Below are 20,444 nucleotides of genomic sequence, written 5' to 3'. Positions count from 1 at the left end.
GCGCGCGCCCCCCGCCGGGGCGGCGCCAGGGGGGGGCTGTGCGCCCACCGCCCGACGTGCCCTGGGGGCCGTGCCCCGTTCGCCCCCGGGCCCCGGGGGCCGGGGGGCCCGGCCCGACGTCATTCCCCCTGCGTGCGTGAGAAGTCGGCCAGGTCGACTTCTCACGCACACCATCGGGCGGGGCCGGCTGCCCGGGCCTGGTCGTAGCGCCGCAGTACGAGGCGGGCGAGGGTCGGTTGGGACCGGCTGGGGGAGGGCTGCGGACGGGCGCTGGGCTGTTGGTATGACGTTCGGACGGTTGGGCGCGCGGGTGGATCTCCGGGCGGTTAACGTCGGCCGCAATGCGTTCGTACGCCTATACGTCCTCAGACCGGAGGTTTCAGTGCAGCGGTGGATCATCCTGACGGTACTCACCTCGGCCCTCACCGGCCTCACCGGCGCCGCCGGGGCCGCCGTACCGGCCCGGGCCGACGAGCCGGTCCCCACCACCGTCACCCTCGGCGACGCCGTCATCGACCCCAAGCTCCCCGGCCGGGTCCGGGTACAGGTCGAGTACCTCTGCTCGATCGCGGACGAGGCCCGCTCGCTCACCGTCTCCGTCGAACAGAAGGACCCGGAGGACAACACCGTCGTCGCCTTCGGCTCCAGCCGGACCGCGGAGGCGGACGTGATCTGCGACGGCACGCCGCAGACCCGGCAGGTTCTCGTCCAGTCCAAGACCACCAACTGGATCCCGGACGTCGACGCCATCCTGACCACCACCGTCTCCAACATCGGCGCCACCCCGTCGGCCGCTGCCGACTCCAAGCGGGCCAGGCTGCTTGCCACCCCCGCCTGATGCGGACCCTCCTCCGGGCCTCGGCCCTCCTGCTCGCCGCGGCCCCCGTACTGACCGGCTGCGTCAGCTCGTTCATGGTGCCGGGCCCGGAGGAGACCAGCAGTACCGTCGCGCCGCCGTCGCCATCCACGGCCCCGCCGTCGCCCAGCCCCTTCACGGGGACGGTGACGATCCGCGACTTCTCCTTCGAGCCGGCCGACTTCACCCTCAGCCCGGGCACGGCGGTCACCGTGACCAACACCGGCACCACCGCCCACACCCTCACCGCCCAGGACGGCACCTTCGACACCGGCCCGATCGCCCCGGGCGGCAGCGCGACGCTCACCGCTCCCACCCAGCCGGGCGGGTACTCGTACCTCTGTACGTTCCACCACTTCATGCGCGGGATTCTGACCGTGGCATGAGGGGCGCTTGCCCTACGCTCATTCCCCTGCACATGGGGAGGGGACGAGGGATGGTGGACCACACTGCGAACACGGTGAACGGCCCGGTGCACGGGACGGTCGTGCAGGCCGGACACATCGGGGCTGTCTACGTGGGCGGGAGCCAGCCCCCGACGGTGCCGGACGGGGCCGACGACTGGGTGCGGGCCGCTGCCGAGTCACGGGCCTGGAAGCACATCCGGGAGGACCGGGACGCCGAGCCGTACCGGTGCGTCGTCCTGAAGGCCGTCGGCGAACTGGCCCGGCTGCGGGACGAGACGGCGCTTGCCGACGACCCGTGGCAGGACCCTGGGATCGCGGTGCGTTTCGCTTCACGAGTCGAGTGGCTGCTCGGCGACGATCGCCTCGACCTGTACCCGGCCGAGGCGGCGCTGCTGGCTGTCCTGCCGTTCCTCTACCGAGTCCGCGCGCTGCGCCTGGCTTCGGCGCGCGCTTCCGTGCGTCCGACCGAACTCTCCTCCTCACTCGACCCCGACGCCGACCGCGCGGCGTACGGGCAGTTCATCGAGTCCTACGACCTGCTCGTGGGCCGCACCCGGACCCGCCCCGCCTCCGCTGTCTCCCTCGGCTGGTGGCTCTTCCACCGCTGGCTCGACCAGCACGAGGACCTCGCCGACCCCGACGGCGTCCAGGAGATCGTCGACCAGTTGCCGATGCTCGCCGACCTCGGCGAGACCTTCGCCCTCAAGCGCGTCTGCGCCCTGCTGCACGGTCTCCGTCGGGGCCCTGACGTCGGCAACCGTGACTACCTGGCAAGCCTCAGTGCTGACGACCACCTGCGGGCCCCGGGCGAACAGCACGTCCGGGAGCCGAGGTTGGCCCTGTTGCTCGCGCTGGCGTACGGCACCGCCATCGAGATGACCGCCCTGCCCGAGATCGTGGCCGAACACCTCGGCATCCCGCACGAGGTCGACCTCACCGACCTGCGCCGAACGTTGGACGAGGCCGCGTGGGGCGGCTCCTACGACCTGCCGGTACTGCGCGCCGAGTGCCACCACGAGGCGGTAGTCGAAGGACTGCGCGAGTACACCGCCCGGGCCGACGAACTCCTCCACGCCGTCCGCCGTGTCCTCACCGACCATCCACTCCCCACTCGCCTCACCTCCGACGAAGCCGCCCCCGCCGCCGGCGCTTTCACCGGCTGGGCGCGCTTCCGCATGGACGAACGCCGGGTCCGCAGCCTGCTGATGGGCGTAGAGCTCTACCGTGACCGGGACCTGGCGGTTCGCGAGCTCTACCAGAACGCCCTCGACGCCTGCCGCTACGCTCGGGCCCGCGTGCAGTACCTGGACCGGTCGCGGATCTTCCGCCTGGGCCCCCTTTCCTACGAGGGGCGGATCGAGTTCCGCCAGGGAGTGGACGAGGATGGCCGCGCCTACCTGGAGTGCGAGGACAACGGCGTGGGAATGGGCGAGGAGGAGTTGCGGGGAGTTTTCTCCAACGCCGGCGCCCGCTTCGCCGAACAGTTGGACTTCAAGCTCGAACGCGCCGAGTGGCGCAAGGTGGATCCGCCCGTCGAGCTGTATCCGAACAGCCGCTTCGGCATCGGCGTGCTGAGCTACTTCATGCTCGCCGACGAGATCCGGGTCACCACCTGCCGTCTGGACACCAAGGGTCGGTTGGGTCCGCAGCTGGAAGTCTCGATCTACGGCCCGAGCCACCTCTTCCGCATCGCCGAACTGGCGAAACAGGGCCGCACGCCGGGTACTACCGTCCGGCTGTACCTGCGTGACGACATCGATCTGAGAGAGTCGTGGTCGTGCGTCGACGTCCTCGAACGCCTCCTGGCCATCGCGGAGTTCGCCACCTCGGCGGTGCACGGCGAGCGGGAATCCGAATGGAGGGCCGGGATCCTGCGGACCCTAGGAGGGAGCTCGGAGGAGGAGTTCGGGTTCCAAGCATCGGGCACGGTGGTCCCGTGGGAGCACGCTCCCGACGGCGCGCAGGTGATGTGGTGCGAGTACGGCGGGGCCCTGTTGGTGGACGGACTGTTCGTTCAGCCCTCGGCGTTGGGGGAGTTCGTGAGGCCCACCAGGCGTTTGGCGGGGGCTGTTGTGAACCTCTCGGGAGAGTGGTCGCCGAGCAGGTTGTCGGTCGACCGGCGCCTTGTCATCGATGACGTGTCCCACCATGTCCGCCGACTTCTGGAGTCGGCGGCGGTCGATCTGGTCTCGACCGACTCGACACTGCTGAGCATGAAGTGGCTCGCGCGCGTGACGCTCGGCAACGCGGGCATCGCCGATGTCGTGGCCGCCGAATGTGTCCGGCAGGGTCGGCGGTTCGAGTACCGCGGCTTCGTCTTCGATACTCGACGGACGGGGTGCTGCCCTGTGGACGTCGACCTGTTCGGCGCGGTGGGAATCCCGCTGCCCAGCGGAAGGAGCGAGGTGGGGCCGGTGTCCGGCGCGCCGGAGGACTCCGTGGTCCTCTGGCGGCTCCTGGCGCACGACCGACGGAAGGAGCTGGCGGAACTCGCGGAGATCTGGCCACCGCTCCTGACCGCGGGCCGTGGACGTGTGGCGATGCCCTCCGAGCAACTCGCTATGACGACGACCCATGGCAGCAGGACGAGGTACTGGCGTCGCCATCACGAGGCCGGCCGGGGGGACGGCACCCCCGAGGCCGGTAGTCGGCAGGTCACGGTCACAGGGCTGATGACAGCAACGGAGGAGCGGGCCACGTCGGTTGCCGAGGTGGCCGCGGACTGGTCGAGGGAGGGTGTGAACGTTCCCCAGGCCGTGCTCGACCTCGCGCTTGCCATCGAGTCGGATCGGGTGTTCCTGAGAGGAACCGAGGAAGGACGGAGGTTCCGTGGGTGGCCGGAACCGGGGGAGGCCGTCGCCCCCGGGTACCTGGCCAAGGCCGGCGCCACGCTGGGTGTCCCTGTCGCCGAGATCGCCGAGGCCATGGCGGTGTACGGACTGGAAGCCGACGTCACGGGACTTCCCCGCCTGCCGTCGAACGACGTGGCCGTGGTGCTCAGCTGTCACCTCGACGGGGCGTGGCCGTGGCTGAGCCGGGCGCACCCCGTTCCGGTCGCCCATGTGCTGCGGGTGGCGGACAGGACGGGGACCGGGATCGCCGAGGTGCTCGAGTCCTTCGCGGGGTTCGGGTTCCCGAGGCCTCGGCTGCCGCGCGATGCCACGACGGAGGATCTGTTCCTCTTCGACGGAGCACCAGAGTGGGGCGATCCCGCGGACGTCCACTTCCGGTTCGCGTTCTCTCTGTTGAGATATGACGACATCTCCTTGGAGGAGCTGGTCGAGCGGTACCGCGCCTACGGATCGCCGGTGTTCCTTCCGGGCCCGGCCACGCGTCTCGACCGGGAGCTCTTCCAGTCCGGCAGCGTCATGGACTGGGACGATCTGGCGATGGGGGAGACGGTTCCCTTCGCCAAGTTGATCACGGCGGGGTACCTCCTCGACCGGAGTCCCGGGGAGTTGGCCAGCCATCTGAAGTCCCGGGGGATTGCCGTCTCCTGCGACGACCTGGACCCGGAGCTGACGCACCGACAGGCCCTGGAGATCGTCGGAGAGCTCGACAACAGCCCGCACATGGTCCGCAAGGGCATCTCGTTGGCGACTCTCCTGGAGGTCTCCCAACGAACCGGCCGGCCGATCATGCAGATCGTTGACTGGTACCGAGAGTGGGGCCTCCCCGTCCCCGACGTTGCCGAGTCGATCCGCGACGCTCTCGCCCGGGTGCCCATGGCCGACCCCTCCTGAGCGCCGAATCCACCCGTGAACAGGGCTGCTGCAACGTGCCTCCTTGTTCTACAGTTCTGTAGAACATTACGCACGGCGATCGGGGACGAGCATGGACAGGCCGCTTCGGCTGCCGCAGCAGGATCGGGCGGACTTCGAGACGGAGCTCGGGCGGGCGCTCTCGGCGCCGGAGGTGCGGGCGGCGTTGCGGGCGAGTGGGGAGGAGGCCCGGGGGGTGGAGCGGTTGCGGCGGACGGCGCGGGAGAACGCGGAGTTCGTGCTGGCCGCGGCGGCGCCGGAGTACGAGCGGTACGCGGCGTTGCGGGCGGATGCCGATGCGGTGGCGCGGCTGCCGGTGGACGTGCCGGCCAGGGAGCGGGCGTCGGGGTGGTGGGGGGTGCTGGGGGTGGTGGTGCCGATCATCGCGGTGGGGGCGGCGGTGGTCTTCCTGCTGCTGGGTTCCGTGCTGGGGCTGGTCGAGGACATGGAGGTGTTGGCGCACGCGCTGGTGGATGCCGGGTGGGTGTCGGCCGGGGCGGGTGCGGTGAGTCTGCTGGTGGGCGGGCTGGGGTTGCTGGGGGCGGCCCGGGCGAGGGGGCCGGAGGCCGGGGAGGCGGCGGACGGGCCGGGGGAGCTGGTGCTGGCGCGGGATGCCTGGCGGTCGGCGCTGGCGGAGCGCGGGCTGGTGCCGTACCTGGTGGCGCAGGCGAGTGCGGCGCCTGGTCAGCGGCGCTGATCGAGTCTCGCCGTGCGGGCGGCGTCGACGAGGAGCTGGGCGGCGTCCGGCGGGATGGCCAGGCGGCGGGCGATCCAGGGGGCGGGGCGGCCGGCCCGGGCGAGCATCCAGGCGGAGTACAGGTGGCCGAGCTGGGGGGCGTTCTCGGCGAGCAGTATGGGGCGGACGGCCTCCATCGGGAAGCCTTCGAGGGCGCGGGCGCTGTACTCGCGGCCGTTGGGGCCGGGTGGGGGTAGCGGGAGTGGGCGACGGAGGTCGATCCAGCGGCTGAGCAGGACCGCGCCGACCACCAGGAGGCCGGTACCGGAGGCGCCGATCAGGATGCCGCCGATGACGGGGCGGTCCTCCTCCTCGGCCATGCCGAGGGCGATCTCCTCCAGAACGAGCAGGCCGAGCACGGTGAGCAGCACCGCGGCTTCGGCGGGGCGCGGGTGGGTCCGGGACGTCGTCATGCGGAACCTCTTCCTCGGCGGGGCGGCCGGGGGTTTCGGGCGGGCGCGGCGATTCACCTTCCGTACAACGGGCGGTGGGCGGCCCGGGGCACGCGTCACGGTTCAGGCGGTGAAATCGCGGATGAGAATTGACGGACCATCAAGAAGGCGATGTGGACGGCTTGTTGGCCGATCGGGAAGGGTCGGCCGGGTGGGCCGTCTGGCGGAGGCTGCGACCGCACCTCCTTCCGGTCGGGCGCACCTGGGCGGTGCGTGCGTCGACGGGGCGAGGGGCCCGACCAGGGGTGGGCTTCGGGTCAGCATAGCCTGGGCATGCCAACTTCGACAGGCTTGTCGAAGTTGCGGAACCCGGGCTCGCGGTGGCGTGCCCGGAGGTGTCCGACCGGCTACTTTGAGTACGGAGCTCCGCTTCCACGGCCGGCCTTCGCGGCAGGGTTCCACAGCGCCGGGTACCACAGCCGGGTTCCGCGGCCGGGATTCACGGCGGTAGGGGAGGTCGGGGCCGATGGGGCTCACCAACCACAAGCTGCTGGCGCTGACGGCGCTGCTCGCGGTGTTCACGGTGCTCGGCACGCTGTGGGTCTGGCCCCGGCTGGCCGTTCGGAGCTGGCCCGCGATGTTCCTGCGGCTCGGCACCATCGCCGTCACCCAGCTGGCCCTGCTGGTCACGCTGGGGCTCGCCGTCAACGACTACTTCGTGTTCTACAGCAGCTGGTCCGACCTGCTGGGACGCGAGCACGGCGCGGGGGTGATCCGGGGGACGGGCGGCGGTACGGGGACGGGCGGCGGTACGGCGGCGGGCGGCGGCACCGGTGCGGGCGCGGCCGGCGTGCAGGTGCTCGGCCCGGCGGAGATCACCGGCGCGGGGGCGGTCGGCCGCGATCCGGCCCGGATCGGGCGGCTCGACCGGGTGCGGCTGCCCGGGGCGACCACCGGGCTGAGCTCCGACGGCTACGTCTACCTGCCGCCGCAGTACTTCCAACCCGGCGGCGAGGCACGGCACTTCCCGGCCGTGCTGGTGCTGACCGGCTTCCCCGGCGACGCCGCCAACCTGGTCACCAAGCTGCGCTACCCGGCGGCCGAACTCGACCTGCTGCGCAAGGGGTCGATGCAGCCGACCGTCCTGGTGCTGATGCGGCCCTCGCCGACCATGCCCCGGGACAGCGAGTGCGAGGACATCCCGAACGGGCCGCAGGCGCAGCGCTACTTCACCACCGACGTGCCCGCCGACCTGCGGGCCTCCTACCGGGTGCTGGACGGCACCGGCAGCCTGGGGATCGTCGGCGACTCGACCGGCGGCTACTGCGCGGTCAAGCTGGGCATGGAGCACCCGCGGACCTTCCCGGCGGCCGTCTCGCTCTCCGGCTATTTCAAGGCGGCGGAGGACGTCACGACGGGCGACCTCTTCGCGGGCGACCCGCGGCGCCGCGCCGAGGCCGACCTCGACTGGCGCCTGGCCCACCTGCCGATGCCGCCCCTGGCGGTGCTGCTCGCGGACAGCAAGGAGGACGGCAGCACCTACGCCGACTCCAGCGCCTTCGCGGCGGCGGCCCGTCCGCCGCTGGTGGTCGACCAGGAGACGGTCGACACCGGCGGCCACAACTTCACCACCTGGGGCCGGCTCATCCCGCCCGCCCTCGGCTGGCTGAGCGCCCACCTGCGCGTCCCGGAGTAGCGCAAGTGGGCGCCAGCAGAAGGTCGGTGACGATCTGTCAGCGGGCCAGCAGGGGGAGTGGCGCGCCGGTGCGGGCCGGGAGTTCGAGGCGGGTGAGGAGGGCCGAGGGCGAGACCTCGACCACCCGGCAGCCGGCCCGGTGGCGGCAGTGGCGGGCGACCGAGCCGTGCCGCAGGCGGTCCAGGCGGCGGCGGGTGGCGGCGCCGAGGACGAGCAGGTCCGCCGGGCCGGTGACGGCGCCGACCAGGGCGGGGCCGGGCTCGGCGTTGACCACCAGCGGGTGGATGACCAGGTCGGACGGGTAGCCGCCGTAGGCCTGGTCGAAGGCGACGTCGAGGCGCCGGCGGGCGGCGTGCTCCAGTTCGGAGAGCGGCCGTAGGCCGTCCCGCTCGTTGGCGGCCCAGGCGGCCACGGGCACCAGCACCGCCTGGTGCCGGGCCGCCTCGCCGACGGCGTGGTAGAGGGCGGCCAGACTGCTCAGTGATCCGCTCAGGCCGACGATCACTCGGGTGGTCCCGGTCATGGCCGTTCGCCTCCGTCTCTCCGGCGGCTCTCTCCATCGGGCTCCGCCGGTTCGGAACTCCTTGCTTCGGATGTCTCCAGTGAACCCCGGAACGGAGCCGTCCGTACCGCCGCTGACACCACCATGACGCGGGTCGCCCACATTTTGACAGCGCTCTGACGGGCCGGTCGGGATCCCCCGGCCGATCGCTCAGCCCAGCCCCGGGACGAACTGGACGATCAGGTCGATCGCTTTGATGCCGAGGAACGGCAGCACCAGCCCGCCCAGTCCGTACACCCGCAGGTTGCGCCGGAGCAGGTCGGTCGCGGAGGCCGGCTGGTAGCGCACGCCGCGCAGGGCGAGCGGGATCAGGGCGACGATGATCAGCGCGTTGAAGATGATCGCGGAGGCGATCGCCGAGGTGGGGCTGTGCAGCTCCATGATGTTGAGGTGGTGCAGCCCGGGGTAGGCGTTCGCGAACATCGCGGGGATGATCGCGAAGAACTTGGCCACGTCGTTGGTGATCGAGAAGGTGGTCAACGCGCCCCGGGTGATGAGGAGTTGCTTGCCAACCCGGACGATCTCGATCAGCTTCGCCGGATTGGAGTCGAGATCGACCATGTTGCCGGCCTCCTTGGCGGCCGGGGTGCCGGAGTTCATCGCGACGCCGACGTCCGCCTGGGCGAGGGCGGGGGCGTCGTTGGTGCCGTCGCCGGTCATCGCGACCATGTTCCCGGCGGCCTGTTCGCGCCGCAGGTGGGCGAGCTTGTCCTCCGGGGTGGCCTCGGCGAGGAAGTCGTCCACCCCGGCCTCGGCGGCGATGGCGCGCGCGGTCAGCGGGTTGTCCCCGGTGACCATGACGGTACGGATGCCCATCCGCCGCAGCTCGGCGAAGCGTTCGGCGATGCCCTCCTTCACCACGTCCTTGAGCTCGACCACGCCCAACGCCCGTGCGCCGTGCCGGTCGTGGACGGCGACCAGCAGTGGGGTGCCGCCGGCCCCGGCGATCCGGTCCACCAGCGGTTCGGCCTCCGCCGGCAGCCGCCCGCCGGAGTCCGCGACCCAGCGGGCGACGGCGTTCGCCGCGCCCTTGCGGACCAGGCAGGTGGTGCCGTCCGGCCAGGTGAGGTCGACGCCGCTCATCCGGCTGTGGGCGGTGAACGGTACCGGCTGCTGCTCGCCGAGTTCGCCGGGGGAGCGCGGCGGCACCCAGTACTGACGGTTCGTCAGTTCGACCAGTGACCGCCCCTCCGGTGTCCCGTCCGCGACGGAGGCCAACTGGGCGGCCTCGGCGAGCTGTTCGGTGGTCGCCCCGGGCAGCGGGTGCAGGGCGACGGCCCGTCGGTTGCCGTGGGTGATGGTGCCGGTCTTGTCGAGCAGCAGCACGTCCACGTCCCCGGCGGCCTCCACCGCCCGGCCGGAGAGGGCGACCACGTTGCGCTGCACCAGCCGGTCCATCCCGGCGATGCCGATCGCGGAGAGCAGGGCGCCGATCGTGGTCGGGATCAGCGCGACCATCAACGCGACCAGCACGATGGTGGTCTGGGGCGCGTGCGCGTAGACGGCCATCGGCTGGAGCGAGACAACCGAGAGCAGGAAGACGATGGTCAGCGAGGCCAGCAGGATGTTGAGCGCGATCTCGTTCGGCGTCTTCTGCCGGTCGGCGCCCTCGACCAGGGCGATCATCCGGTCCACGAAGCTCTGCCCGGGGCGGGAGGTGACCCGGACGACCAGGTGGTCGGAGAGCACCCTGGTGCCGCCGGTGACGCCGGTGCGGTCGCCGCCGGACTCGCGGATGACGGGCGCCGACTCCCCGGTGATCGCCGACTCGTCGACCGTGGCGACGCCCTCGACCACCTCGCCGTCCCGCGGGACCACCTCGCCGGCCGGGACGAGCACGATGTCGTGCACCATCAACTGCTCGGCGGGGATGACCTCGTGGCGGTGGTCGCGGGTGCCGACCCGCCAGTGCAGCAGCCGCCGGGCGGTGGTGGCGGACTGGGCGCGGCGCAGCGACTCGGCCTGCGCCTTGCCGCGGCTCTCCGCGACGGCCTCGGCGAGGTTGGCGAACAGCACGGTCAGCCAGAGCCAGAAGGAGATCACCCAGGCGAAGACGCCCGGGTGGAGGACGGCGCTGATCGTGGTGAGCGCGGAGCCCGTCTCCACCACCAGCATCACCGGGTTGCGCATCATGGTGCGCGGGTGGAGCTTGCGGACGGCGGCGGGCAGCGCCTCGGCCAGCTGGCGGCGGGTGATCAGCCGGCGGCGGCCGCCCGGCGAGGTGGGCCGGTGGCTCGGCGGCGGCTCGGGCGCGGGGGCCGCGGTGCGCTCCGGGCGGCGGAACCAGTTCTGCTGGTCGGGGGTGTTGTCCGGGGTGGTGAGGGCCGAACGGCGCATCGTCTCGGGGGACCTTCCGGGCCGCCCCGGTTCGTCGGGGGCGGCGGGTTCGGGTGGGGCTGCGGGGACGGCGGACAGCCCACCACCGGAGAACCGGGGGACATGCCGCTCTTGACACAGGATTGGCGGCGAAACCCCCGTCCTTGACGGAGCTCTGACACCGCCGCCGGCCGACCGCCGGACCGCTGTCAGGAAGGCGTCAAGGACGGGCCCCGGGCCGTACGCCCTGCGTCAAGGGCGGGTGCGGTCGGTGTGCGGAGGGTCTCCACTGGAGGGGTGCGGCCGCCCGGGCCGTCGTCTGGAGGGACCCCGCCATGACCACTGTCACCGCCGTCATCGACGTCGACGAGCCGCTGGAGCGGACGGTCCGCCTCGTGCCCGCCGCCTGGCGCCGGGACCGCCCCGAGCCGCCGGAACCGTCCCCGGCCGCCGACCGGGACCGCACCCGCCCCGCGAACTGCCGCTTCGCGATGCACTACGAGGACTGACACCCGTCAGGGCGTCCGCCGCCCACGCGCCCACCCAGAGGAGCAGCCGCCATGACCCAGCTCATCGCCCCGCCCGTCCCCACCACCCCCGGGACCGCCCCTGGAGCCGTCTCCGCCGACGTGCTCGGCGGCCCCTGGCCGGCCACGGCGCGGCCCGGCCGGGGAGCCGATCTGCTGATCGGCGGGGTCGGGCTGGCCGAGGCCGCCGAGCGGTTCGGCACCCCGCTGTACGTGCTGGACGAGGCCGAGGCCCGGGGACGGGCCCGGGCGTACCGGCGGGCGCTGCCGCACGCCGAGGTGCTGTACGCGGCCAAGGCCTTCCTCTGCAGCGCGATGGCCGACTGGGTGGAACAGGAGGGGCTGGGCCTGGACGTCTGCTCGTCCGGCGAGCTGTGGCTGGCGGTCTCGGCCGGCTTCCCGGCGCAGCGGATCCTGCTGCACGGCAACGCCAAGTCCCCGGAGGAACTGCGGCTGGCACGGCGGCTGCGGGTCGGGCGGATCGTCATCGACGGCCCGGCGGAGATCGCGCGGCTGGCCGCCCTGGTGGCCGCCGACACGCCGCAGAAGGTGCTGGTCCGGATCGTCCCGGGGATCGCCGCCGGGCACCACGCGGCGGTGCGGACCGGGGTCGGCGGGCAGAAGTTCGGCTTCCCCGTCGAGGGCGGCGACGCGGCCGACGCGATCGCCCGGGTGCTCGACCAGCCGGGGCTCGAACTGGCGGGCCTGCACTGCCACCTGGGCTCGCAGATCACCTCGGTCGAGCCGTACCTGGAGGCGGTGGACGCGGTGGTGCGGCTGCTCGCCGAGACCCGGGACCGGCACGGCGTCGAACTGCCCGAACTGGACCTCGGCGGCGGCCACGGCATCAGGTACCTGCCCGGGGACGAGGAGTTGGACCTCGCCGAGTTCGCCGTCCGGGTCACCGACCGGCTGGCGGTGCGCTGCGCCGAGGCCGACCTGGACGTGCCCCGGCTGATCGTCGAACCCGGCCGCGCGATCGCCGGACCGGCCGCCGTGGCGGTCTACCGGGTGCTGTCCGTCAAGCACACGGCGGACGGCCGCTGCTTCGTCGCGGTGGACGGCGGCATGAGCGACAACCCGCGCCCGGCCCTGTACGGATCGCCGTACACGGTGCGGCTGGTCGGCCGCCGCTCGGAGGCGGGGGAGACACGGGTCGACGTGGTCGGCCGCCACTGCGAGGCCGGGGACGTGCTCGTCCGCGACGCCGCACTGCCCGCCGACCTTCGCCCCGGCGACCTGCTGGCGATGCCGGCGGCCGGCGCCTACCAGCTGTCCATGGCGTCCGGCTACAACCTGGTCGGCCGCCCGGCCGTGGTCGCGGTGAAGGACGGCCGGGCCCGCCTGTTGATCCGGCGCGAGACGGTCGAGGACTTCCGCCTGCGCGAGGTCGGCCGCTGACGGCGGACGGCGGCTGTGTGGGAAGTCGGCCCGGCCGACTTCCCACGCGGGACCGGGCAGGTTCGCCGTCAGCCGCTCGCGGAGGCCCCCGGACCGGCGCCGCGCGGGACGCAGGGGGCGACGACGGTCAGGTGCAGGGTGTCCGGCGCCGTGCCGGGATCGCCCATCACGACCGAGGCGGTGAACCTGTTCGCGTCATTGGACAGGTCCAGCCGCTTGTCGTCCCTGTGCTCGACGGACTCGATTTTATCGGAGTGATGATCCTTTTCGGGCGGGTGTGGATCGGATCCAAGCGGTCGGGGCCTTGCCGGCGAGGACGAAAATGCAGGTGAAAGGGCTCGGTGGCCGCCGGTAGGGTCCGCGCGTGACGAACTGGCGTGAGATCTACGAGAACGACTGCGAACTTCCCCCGGGGCGCGGGCTGGACGAACTGACCGCGGAGTTGGCGGTGGCTCTGGGGGATCCGGACCCGGAGGTCAGGGACGGTTACCCGTACGCGGTGCTGGACGCCTGGATACGGGGCGGGGTGATCGACGGTGAGGGGTGTCTGGCGCTCGGGGACCTGATGGCGGGGCGCTTCAGCGATCCGCGGATCGAGGCCAGGACGTTCGCCCCGCTCGTCCTGAAGATGATCGTGGGTCAGGGGGTGCTCAGGCCGTCGTGGCTCGACGCGTTCGCCGGCTGGTACCGCGCGGAGGCCGACCTGCGGGGCCGTGACGACGCGCTCGGGTGGCTGCACGCGGTGGCGCACGGCGCGGACCTGCTGGGGGCCTTCGGCCTGCGGCCCGAGGTCGACCCCGAGCCGCTGCTCGCGCTCGCCGCCGAGCGCCTGCTGGCCCCGACGGAGTACCTGTTCGCCGAGCGTGAGGACGACCGGCTCGCCAAGGCCGTGGCTCTCGTCCTCACCCGCCCCGACCTGACGCCGGAGCGTTCGACCGCCTGGCTGTCGCCGATCGCCGAGGCCCTCGCCCCGTACGAGCGCGGGCCGATGCCGGTCTGGGCCTCCAACACGGTGCGCACCCTGCGCGCCCTGTACGTGCTGGCGGACCTCGGTGTTTCGGTTGAGCGCGGGGGCCGGCCCGCCCTGCTCGTCCACGGTGAGGTGGTCAAGGCCCGGGTGGCCGAGGTCCTGCGCCCGGTGCTCCCGTAGCGCCGCGCGGCCGGGAGCGCGAGAAGTCGGCCCGGCCGACTCCTCGCGTGGGCCCCGTTCGCGCCCGGCCCCGAGCGTCCCGGGGAGGCTAGTCCGCCTGCTGGTCCCGGGACGGCATGTCGGTGGTCGCGGGCAGTCCGAGGTGCGCGCGCAGTTCACGTCTGCCCAGATCCGTGACGGCGAGGGCACGGGTGGTTCCGATCCGGGTCAGCCACCCCGCGGCCAGGGCGTGCCCGCAGACGGCGGCGCCGACGGCCCCGCCCAGGTGCGGGCGCCGTTCGGTCCAGTCCAGACAGGCGCGTACCAGCGGCCTGCGGGAGGCGTCGGGCAGTGCGATGCCCAGGTCTCCGAGCCAGGCCGCCCCCTTGACGGTGAGCGACGGATCGGCTCCCCAGCCCAGCAGGCCGCGATCGGCCATCGAGTCGGTGACGGCCAGGCCCAGTTCCCCGGCCAGATGGTCGTAGCACAGCCGGGCCCGGGCCAGGGCCCGCTGTCGCCCCGAGCCCGACAGCGAACGCGGTCCGGGGGCGCGGTGCGGCGCGAGCGCGGCGAGGCTCTCGATCAGGGCCATCACGCGCGGGTCGGCCATCCGCAGGTAGCGGTGGCGTCCGTGCCGTTCCTCGACGAGGAGTCCGCCGCGTACGAGCACGTTCAGGTGCTCGGTCGCGGACGAGGCCGCGACACCGGCGTGGCGGGCCAGTTCCTTGGCCGTCCAGGCCCGGCCGTCCAGCAGGGCCAGACAGAAGTCCGCCCTGGTGCCGTCGGCCAGCAGCCTGGCCACGACGGCCAGGTCCACACCGACGTCCCGGCTCTCGCGCTGATCGTCCATGCCTTCGATTGTCGTCGGTCTCGATTCGGGTCGGGCCGAAGCGTCCGCGCCTTATCGTCCCGTACCGGCCGAGGCCACCGCGTCCTCCGCCCGTACCCCTTCCGCCAACCGCCCTGGGAACCTCATGCCCGCCACCGACACCACCCCACCGAACCCCTGGCCCGGCATCGGCCTCACGGTCACCGATGCCCCGGAGCCCACCGACGTATCGCTCGTCTCCGATGCCCTGGACCGGTTCAACACCGACACGACCGCCATCGACGACCGCCGCCCGCTGGCCGTCCTGGTACGCGACTCCCGGACCGGCCGGGTGATCGGCGGTCTGACCGGTCGCACCTCACTCGGGCTGTTCTTCCTCGACCTGTTCTTCCTGCCGCGCGAGCTGCGCGGTGGCGGCCTGGGCAGCGAGATCCTGCGCCGGGCCGAGAACGAGGCCCGCGCACGTGGCTGCCGCACGGCGGTGCTGTACACGATCAGCTTCCAGGCGCCCGGGTTCTACGCGAAGCACGGCTGGCGACGCCTGGGCGACGTCCCGTGCGACCCGCCGGGCACCAGCAGGGTCTTCATGACGAAGGACCTCGCCCCGCCGGCGGCCCCCTGAAGCCGCCGGGCCGCACCGGGGCGGGTCATGCCGGAGCAGGACCCTCCGCCTGTTGCTCCGGTCAGTCGTGCGGCGGGCGGCGTCCCGGCTGATCGGTTGCATGAGAAGTCGGTTGGGCCGACTTCTCGCGCGGGTGTGCTCACGTGTTGGGAAGTTCGCCGGTCTTGAGGGCGGCGAGGAAGGCGGACCACGCGTCGGCGGGGAAGACGAGCGCGGGGCCGCCGGGGTCCTTGGAGTCCCGGACGGGAACGGTGCCGGCAAAGCCGTCGGCGACCTCGATGCAGTTGCCCTGGTTGGCGCTGTACCTGCTCTTTCGCCAGGTGGCGCCAGCCAGGTTCACTTCGCTCCGATCGGTGATCATCACTCAAGTTCCTTTGCGATCTGCGCGATAAGCCGCCGTGACGGCGCGACGTCGAGGGCAGCTGCCCGAAGCCGGTCAAAGGCCTGGTCGTAGGCTGCGACGTCGTCATCTCGTTCGAGATAGAGACTACTGGTCAAGGCCTTGGTGTACACCACGTCGAGATCTCCTCGAACAGGAAAGCTCAGAATCGCGAACGACCCGTGCACGCCCGCGTGGGCGCCGGCTGAGAAGGGCACCACCTGTACGGTGACGTGCGGTTCCCTGGAGACGGCGACGAGCTGCTGCAACTGCCTCGCCATGATGTTCTGGTTGCCGATCAGGCGGCGAAGCGCGGCCTCATCCACGATCGCCCATAGCTTCAGAGGTTCCTCTCTCCGGAGCGTTGCGTTCTGGCGCGCCAAGCGAACGTCGACCAGTGCGTTGATCTCGTCGGGTGTGGCCTCGGGCTCAAGCTGTCGGATCAGTGCACGCGCGTAGTCGGCAGTTTGGAACAGCCCCGGCACGAGCGATGATTCGAAGTTCCGGATCGATACAGCCTCCGCCTCGAAGCTGATGAACGAGGCGTAGTGCTTCGAGATCACATCCGAGTACGGCTGCCACCACACCCGGCGTTTGCCCTCGCGCGCCAGCGTCTCAAGTGCCTCCCGCATCTCCGGGTCGGTGACTTCGTAGACGTCGAGCAGTATCCCGACCTCGTTCGCGCGCACTCCGTGGCGGCCGTTCTCCAACCGGCTGACCTTGGATTGATGCCAGCCGAGCCGGACTGCTACGTCATCAACCTTGAGGTTGAGTCCCTCGCGGATCTTTCGGAGTTCCCCGCCCAGCATCCGTCGGCGGACCGTCGGTGTTGCGGCCACGCTCCGACCTCCCCTCGTCGCACTCTGTCGTCGGCCCACAGTCTGACGTGATGGCAGCGGGCTCGTCACATCCAATCTCAAAAGACATATGCACATTCTCGGGTTCCGTTGCACCGACTGGCCAACGCAGGGCATGCTACTTCCCGTAGTTCGATGCACCACGCAGCGTGATCTCGGTGCCGATGGACCGGGCATTCCCATGCCTCTTACCGGCCCTCGATTGCGATCGTCCCTCCCCATACCGGAAGAGGCCCTGCCATGCCCGGAACGTCGAAGAAGTACTCCTGCCAGCTGCCCCGTTGCCGCCAGTCCCTCACCATCGCAAGAAAGCTGCCCCGCGACTTCCCCTCCGACCGGGTGGCGGGAATCGGGCCGGCCGGGTGCGGATCGGAGGCTCGCGGTGAGTGACGGGTTCCCCTTCTCCGTGAGTGTCGAGATCGTGGGCCTCACCAAGCCCACCGTCTTCGACAGCCTCTTCGACGCCCTCGACGTCCTCCGGGCCGGACTCGCCCTGCTCGCGCTGGACGCGGACCAGGCCGCCGACCTCAACAGTCGGTTCGGCGCCCGGGCCGCGGGGGAGATCGGCCACCGGCTGTACCACTTCGGTGCGGTGGGGGCCGTCGCTTTCGTCGGGGGTGACCCGTATCCGATCTATGTGCGTCGGGCGGCTTTCGGCTGACCGGATGTGACTGATTCTGTTGCTCCGTCAGTCATGACGCATGAGGCAGTTGATGCGAACGTGACCATTTGTGGTGATCCGCTGTTAGGCTGCGCGCCTGAATACGAACTCTCCACGATGTAAAAGGACTTGGAAGAGCGCGTGAAGCTCTCTTCCTCGCCGTCGCCGCCGACACCTGAGGAGCCACGTGAGACCCGAAGACGTCCCCCTGCTGTTCCAGGAGTTGGCCCGTGAGTTCGCCGACGTCACCGGCATGTCGGTGGCGGCGACCGGTTCACTCGCGCGTGGCGACCACCGCACCGGGCCGGACGGAGACGTCGTCTCCAACCTCGACCTGATCCACCTCGTGGGCGAGGACGCGCACGTACCGGACGTCCGGGCCGTGGTGGGGCGGAGGATGCGGCGGATCTCCGACACCTTCGGGATCGAGACGACGTCCGTCATCGCCAGGCTTCCGGCGTTCCGGCTGGCCGGCCACGCCCACTACCGGATCAGCATGCGGCCCGAGTGGTTCTGCGACGGCCTCGGGCTCGGGCCGGAGGCCTTCGACCTGCCCGGCCACGAGGACGATCCGCGCGCGGCGCTGGCCTGGATGATGCAGCCCGTCCCCTACTACCTGGCGAAGGCGACCGTCCAGGATCCGCCGACCAACCTGGCCAAGGCCCGCAGGGCCGCGACGCGGCTGGCCGACCGGTTCGACCTGGCCGGGATACGCGACGACCTCGACAACCTCCCGCGGGCCCTGCGCACCCTGATCGCCGAACGGGGCCTGACCCCGCTCGAATCCACCGCCCGCTACCTCGACGCCCCCACCCACCCCGCCGTCGCGCAGCGCGTCCGCGACGCGGTCTTCGTCGAGAGCATGGGGCTGTCGTCCGCCGACTCGATGGTCGTCCTGCTGCCGTCCGCCTCGAACTGACCCCCACCGGAGAGCACCCCATGTCCACTCGGCAGCACGTGGAGATCCTGCCCCCGCACCCGTTGCGGGCCGGCTACGACCGGGCCCTGGAGCGCGGGTCCATAGCCGACGACTTCCAACGGCGCCTGGAACCATCCCACTTCAACCCCGGCTACCTCGGCGCCCTGACCTCGCGGGTCGAACAGGCCCTGGTCCGGGACCCGGCCGACGAGGCCATGCGGTGGCGCCTGGCGTTCCTGCTGCTCCAGAACAACGCCACCGCGGCCGCCGTCGAACGGGCCGAGGAACTGCTCGCGGACGCCACCCTCCCGCAGGCCCGGCGCCTGGCCCACCTAGTGGCCGGGATCCGCGGCCGGGCCGACCAGCCGCGTACGGGCCGGCGCGTGCGGCGGGTCAACTGGTCGATCAACAACCGCTGTCCGATGTCCTGCCAGGGCTGCTACAATCCGTTCGCCGCCGAGCAGATCGACCTCGCCCAGGCGGACCGGATCATCGGGAAGCTGGCCGCGCACGGGACGACCGACCTGGTCCTGGCCGGCGGTGACCCGCTGCTGTGGCCGCCGATCTTCGACGTCGTCGACCACGCCATCGCCGCCGGGCTCAAGGTCGGCCTCGACACCACCGGCTACACGCTCACCGCCGAGAAGCTCGCCCGGCTCCGGGGGCTGTCCTCGCTGCGGCTGCCGCTGGACGCCGTCACCGCGGACGTGCAGCGGGCGTTCCGCCGAAGCCCGGACAGCAACCTCCTGCGGGCGCTGCTGGAATCCCTCGCGCTGTGCGACGCCGAGGGCTTCGACCGGGTGCGGGTGCACACCGTGGCGAGTGCCGAGAACCTCCACCAACTGCCGGAGCTCGCGGCCGAGATCATGTCGCACCCCTCGGTCGCCCAGTGGGTGATCTTCCAGTGGTGGGGCCGACGGGCGTCGCCGGACACGGTCCGCAGGCTCGGGGTGGCGGTCGAGGACGTCCGCGAGGTCGTGGACGGCATCCGGCGCGACCACCCCGGCCGGGAGATCCACCTCGCGGAGAGCAGCGAGCGGGAGCTGCTCAACTGGATGATCCAGTCGAGCGGACAGGTCGTCACCTTCGGGTCGGGGGCGGAGGAGGAGTTCATCCTGGGCAACCTCCTGACCGACGAGGTCGAGGAGATCCTGACCCACCCGATCCTGGACTTCGAAGCCATGTCGCGCGGGATCCCGGTCACCCCGGGGACGCGGTTCCCCGGCGCCGACGGGGAGCCGCGGTCGGCAGAAGACTGAGTCCGGGTGAGCGTCTGACGGGCGGCCGGGACGCGGGACGGTCGGACCCCCGGCGGGCACCGGGCGTTCGGCGCTGCGCGCTGCCCGCCGGGGACGGTCGGATCAGGCGGCGAGCAGGTACCAGCCCCCGAGGCCGCTGCACATGCTCGCGTTGTAGGTGCCGGCGCGGAAGCCGGCCGGAACGGGCTGGTAGGGGCACATGTACTCGCCGACGCGGGCCAGTTGCTGGTACCACGAGCCGATGTTGCCGCAGCCGGAGTTCATGTGGCCGGTGAGCACGTACCCGGGCGGGATCGGTGAGCCCGCGCAGGTGTACTGGCCGTCGCGGGGCACTTCCAGGTACCAGTAGTCGATGCCGCTGCAGCCGGTGGCGTTGTGGAGGGTGATCACGTAGCCGGGGGGAATCGGCGAGGTGGCGCAGGTCCAGATGCCGTTCTGCACGGGCTGGATGTACCAGGCGCCGGCCTTGTTGCACCCGCTCGGCTGGCGCTGGGTGATCACGTAGCCGTCCGGTATGGGTGTGCCGGGACAGACCCAGCCGGGGGAGGCCTGGGCGGCGGCGACCGGTGCCGCCGCCGGTGCCGCGGTGGCCGTGCCGGCGGCCGTGCCGGTGAGGACGGCCACCAGCAGGGTGACCACCCCCACCGCGGCGGCGAGCCGGCCCCGGACCGTCGCCGTCCATGAACGACCGGGCACGTGGCGATGCTTGATGTTCACTACTCACCAGTCCAATCGACGGGTCCGCGGAGCGCCGCGCGATGGCCGTACGGCGCCGTGCCGCGAAGCTGGAGCGACCCTAGTCGGACGGGTGGCGGGGCCGGTCGAAAGTGGATGGATGCATGACAAATCTGGCCGGAAACCGATCCGGGGCCAGCCCGCCGGGTCGGGCCACCGGCTGATAACGGAACGGTTGCGGAGCCCGTCGTTCCCCTCTCCAGGTCTTGACGGCACGGGGAGGGCGGGCGTTTGCTGTGTCCGCTCGTTGGAACCTGTTTGGTTCTGGTTTGTTTTGTGTGTTTGAACGTTCAAAACAGCAGAGCAACCCCCGCCTGCGCTCAGCACCCCCTCGCACCACCCTTCGCGCCACCCCCCTTCGCACCACAGCCTTCCGGCGCCACCCCACCGAGAGGAATGC

The 20,444-nt window shown here is 71.8% G+C and carries 19 protein-coding genes; 12 read left to right on the top strand and 7 right to left on the bottom strand.

Features of this window, described 5'->3' with window-relative positions; genetic code table 11:
- The first annotated feature begins 382 nt into the window (after nucleotides 1-382).
- The 4 genes from ACLWS4_RS36120 to ACLWS4_RS36105 all read left to right on the top strand — a co-directional run bounded on the left by ACLWS4_RS36120 (nucleotide 383) and on the right by ACLWS4_RS36105 (nucleotide 5,721).
- Complete coding sequence (locus tag ACLWS4_RS36120; protein WP_049650061.1) at nucleotides 383-838, top strand: hypothetical protein; 456 nt, start codon at nucleotides 383-385, stop codon at nucleotides 836-838.
- Complete coding sequence (locus ACLWS4_RS36115; RefSeq protein WP_416876348.1) at nucleotides 838-1,242, top strand: cupredoxin domain-containing protein; 405 nt, start codon at nucleotides 838-840, stop codon at nucleotides 1,240-1,242. The genes ACLWS4_RS36120 and ACLWS4_RS36115 overlap by 1 nt, the downstream gene beginning before the upstream one ends.
- Before the next feature lie 50 nt (nucleotides 1,243-1,292).
- Nucleotides 1,293-5,006, top strand: a complete 3,714-nt coding sequence (locus tag ACLWS4_RS36110) for an ATP-binding protein (protein ID WP_416876347.1) — start codon at nucleotides 1,293-1,295, stop codon at nucleotides 5,004-5,006.
- 91 nt (nucleotides 5,007-5,097) lie between these two features.
- Complete coding sequence (locus tag ACLWS4_RS36105; RefSeq protein WP_117487038.1) at nucleotides 5,098-5,721, top strand: hypothetical protein; 624 nt, start codon at nucleotides 5,098-5,100, stop codon at nucleotides 5,719-5,721.
- Here the strand turns inward: ACLWS4_RS36105 and ACLWS4_RS36100 are convergent.
- On the bottom strand, nucleotides 5,709-6,173 hold the full coding sequence (locus ACLWS4_RS36100; RefSeq protein WP_117487037.1) for a hypothetical protein: 465 nt from the start codon (nucleotides 6,171-6,173) through the stop codon (nucleotides 5,709-5,711). The two genes, ACLWS4_RS36105 and ACLWS4_RS36100, sit on opposite strands and share 13 nt — an antisense overlap.
- Nucleotides 6,174-6,678: 505 nt before the next feature.
- Between ACLWS4_RS36100 and ACLWS4_RS36095 the strand changes: the two genes are divergently transcribed.
- Entirely contained in the window at nucleotides 6,679-7,848 is a 1,170-nt protein-coding gene (locus ACLWS4_RS36095; RefSeq protein WP_416876346.1) for an alpha/beta hydrolase, read from the top strand.
- Nucleotides 7,849-7,885: 37 nt separating this feature from the next.
- On the opposite strand, the gene ACLWS4_RS36090 is transcribed toward ACLWS4_RS36095, so the two are convergent.
- Nucleotides 7,886-8,371 (bottom strand): universal stress protein, encoded by a 486-nt coding sequence (locus ACLWS4_RS36090; protein WP_049650056.1) that lies wholly within the window; start codon nucleotides 8,369-8,371, stop codon nucleotides 7,886-7,888.
- A 189-nt stretch (nucleotides 8,372-8,560) separates the two neighbouring features.
- Nucleotides 8,561-10,747: a potassium-transporting ATPase subunit KdpB gene (gene kdpB / locus ACLWS4_RS36085; RefSeq protein ID WP_079272120.1), complete on the bottom strand. Its 2,187-nt coding sequence runs from the start codon at nucleotides 10,745-10,747 to the stop codon at nucleotides 8,561-8,563.
- A 314-nt stretch (nucleotides 10,748-11,061) separates the two neighbouring features.
- Here kdpB and ACLWS4_RS36080 point away from each other — a divergent pair, with 314 nt between their 5' ends.
- The 3 genes from ACLWS4_RS36080 (at nucleotide 11,062) to ACLWS4_RS36070 (ending at nucleotide 13,804) form a co-directional block, all read left to right on the top strand.
- On the top strand, nucleotides 11,062-11,235 hold the full coding sequence (locus tag ACLWS4_RS36080; protein ID WP_375874815.1) for a hypothetical protein: 174 nt from the start codon (nucleotides 11,062-11,064) through the stop codon (nucleotides 11,233-11,235).
- A gap of 51 nt (nucleotides 11,236-11,286) precedes the next feature.
- Entirely contained in the window at nucleotides 11,287-12,654 is a 1,368-nt protein-coding gene (lysA, locus tag ACLWS4_RS36075) for a diaminopimelate decarboxylase (protein ID WP_387966886.1), read from the top strand.
- Nucleotides 12,655-13,018: 364 nt separating this feature from the next.
- On the top strand, nucleotides 13,019-13,804 hold the full coding sequence (locus ACLWS4_RS36070) for a DUF2785 domain-containing protein (protein WP_416876345.1): 786 nt from the start codon (nucleotides 13,019-13,021) through the stop codon (nucleotides 13,802-13,804).
- Between the two features lie 88 nt (nucleotides 13,805-13,892).
- On the opposite strand, the gene ACLWS4_RS36065 is transcribed toward ACLWS4_RS36070, so the two are convergent.
- Nucleotides 13,893-14,633, bottom strand: coding sequence for an ArsR/SmtB family transcription factor (locus tag ACLWS4_RS36065; protein ID WP_416876344.1), 741 nt, complete (start codon nucleotides 14,631-14,633; stop codon nucleotides 13,893-13,895).
- Nucleotides 14,634-14,757: 124 nt separating this feature from the next.
- Between ACLWS4_RS36065 and ACLWS4_RS36060 the strand changes: the two genes are divergently transcribed.
- Nucleotides 14,758-15,234 carry a GNAT family N-acetyltransferase gene (locus ACLWS4_RS36060; protein WP_416876343.1) on the top strand — a complete coding sequence of 159 codons (477 nt, stop codon included), beginning with the start codon at nucleotides 14,758-14,760 and terminating at the stop codon, nucleotides 15,232-15,234.
- 139 nt (nucleotides 15,235-15,373) lie between these two features.
- Here ACLWS4_RS36060 and ACLWS4_RS36055 read toward each other — a convergent pair whose 3' ends face one another.
- A complete protein-coding gene (locus ACLWS4_RS36055) occupies nucleotides 15,374-15,595 on the bottom strand; it encodes a DUF397 domain-containing protein (RefSeq protein WP_380777496.1) in 222 nt (73 codons plus the stop codon).
- Nucleotides 15,595-16,452, bottom strand: coding sequence for a helix-turn-helix domain-containing protein (locus tag ACLWS4_RS36050; protein ID WP_416876342.1), 858 nt, complete (start codon nucleotides 16,450-16,452; stop codon nucleotides 15,595-15,597). The genes ACLWS4_RS36055 and ACLWS4_RS36050 overlap by 1 nt, the downstream gene beginning before the upstream one ends.
- A gap of 424 nt (nucleotides 16,453-16,876) precedes the next feature.
- Between ACLWS4_RS36050 and ACLWS4_RS36045 the strand changes: the two genes are divergently transcribed.
- From ACLWS4_RS36045 to ACLWS4_RS36035, 3 genes are all read left to right on the top strand, one after another.
- Nucleotides 16,877-17,131 carry a hypothetical protein gene (locus tag ACLWS4_RS36045; protein WP_416876341.1) on the top strand — a complete coding sequence of 85 codons (255 nt, stop codon included), beginning with the start codon at nucleotides 16,877-16,879 and terminating at the stop codon, nucleotides 17,129-17,131.
- A gap of 187 nt (nucleotides 17,132-17,318) precedes the next feature.
- Entirely contained in the window at nucleotides 17,319-18,050 is a 732-nt protein-coding gene (locus ACLWS4_RS36040; protein WP_380777494.1) for a hypothetical protein, read from the top strand.
- A 20-nt stretch (nucleotides 18,051-18,070) separates the two neighbouring features.
- Nucleotides 18,071-19,309 (top strand): radical SAM protein, encoded by a 1,239-nt coding sequence (locus tag ACLWS4_RS36035; RefSeq protein WP_416876340.1) that lies wholly within the window; start codon nucleotides 18,071-18,073, stop codon nucleotides 19,307-19,309.
- A gap of 102 nt (nucleotides 19,310-19,411) precedes the next feature.
- Here ACLWS4_RS36035 and ACLWS4_RS36030 read toward each other — a convergent pair whose 3' ends face one another.
- On the bottom strand, nucleotides 19,412-20,005 hold the full coding sequence (locus ACLWS4_RS36030; RefSeq protein WP_049650074.1) for a hypothetical protein: 594 nt from the start codon (nucleotides 20,003-20,005) through the stop codon (nucleotides 19,412-19,414).
- Between the last annotated feature and the right edge of the window lie 439 nt (nucleotides 20,006-20,444).

The sequence above is a fragment of the Kitasatospora sp. SC0581 genome (assembly GCF_048159585.1).
In the GTDB taxonomy this organism is placed as follows: Bacteria; Actinomycetota; Actinomycetes; order Streptomycetales; family Streptomycetaceae; genus Kitasatospora.
This window is presented reverse-complemented; position numbering and strand designations above follow the sequence as displayed.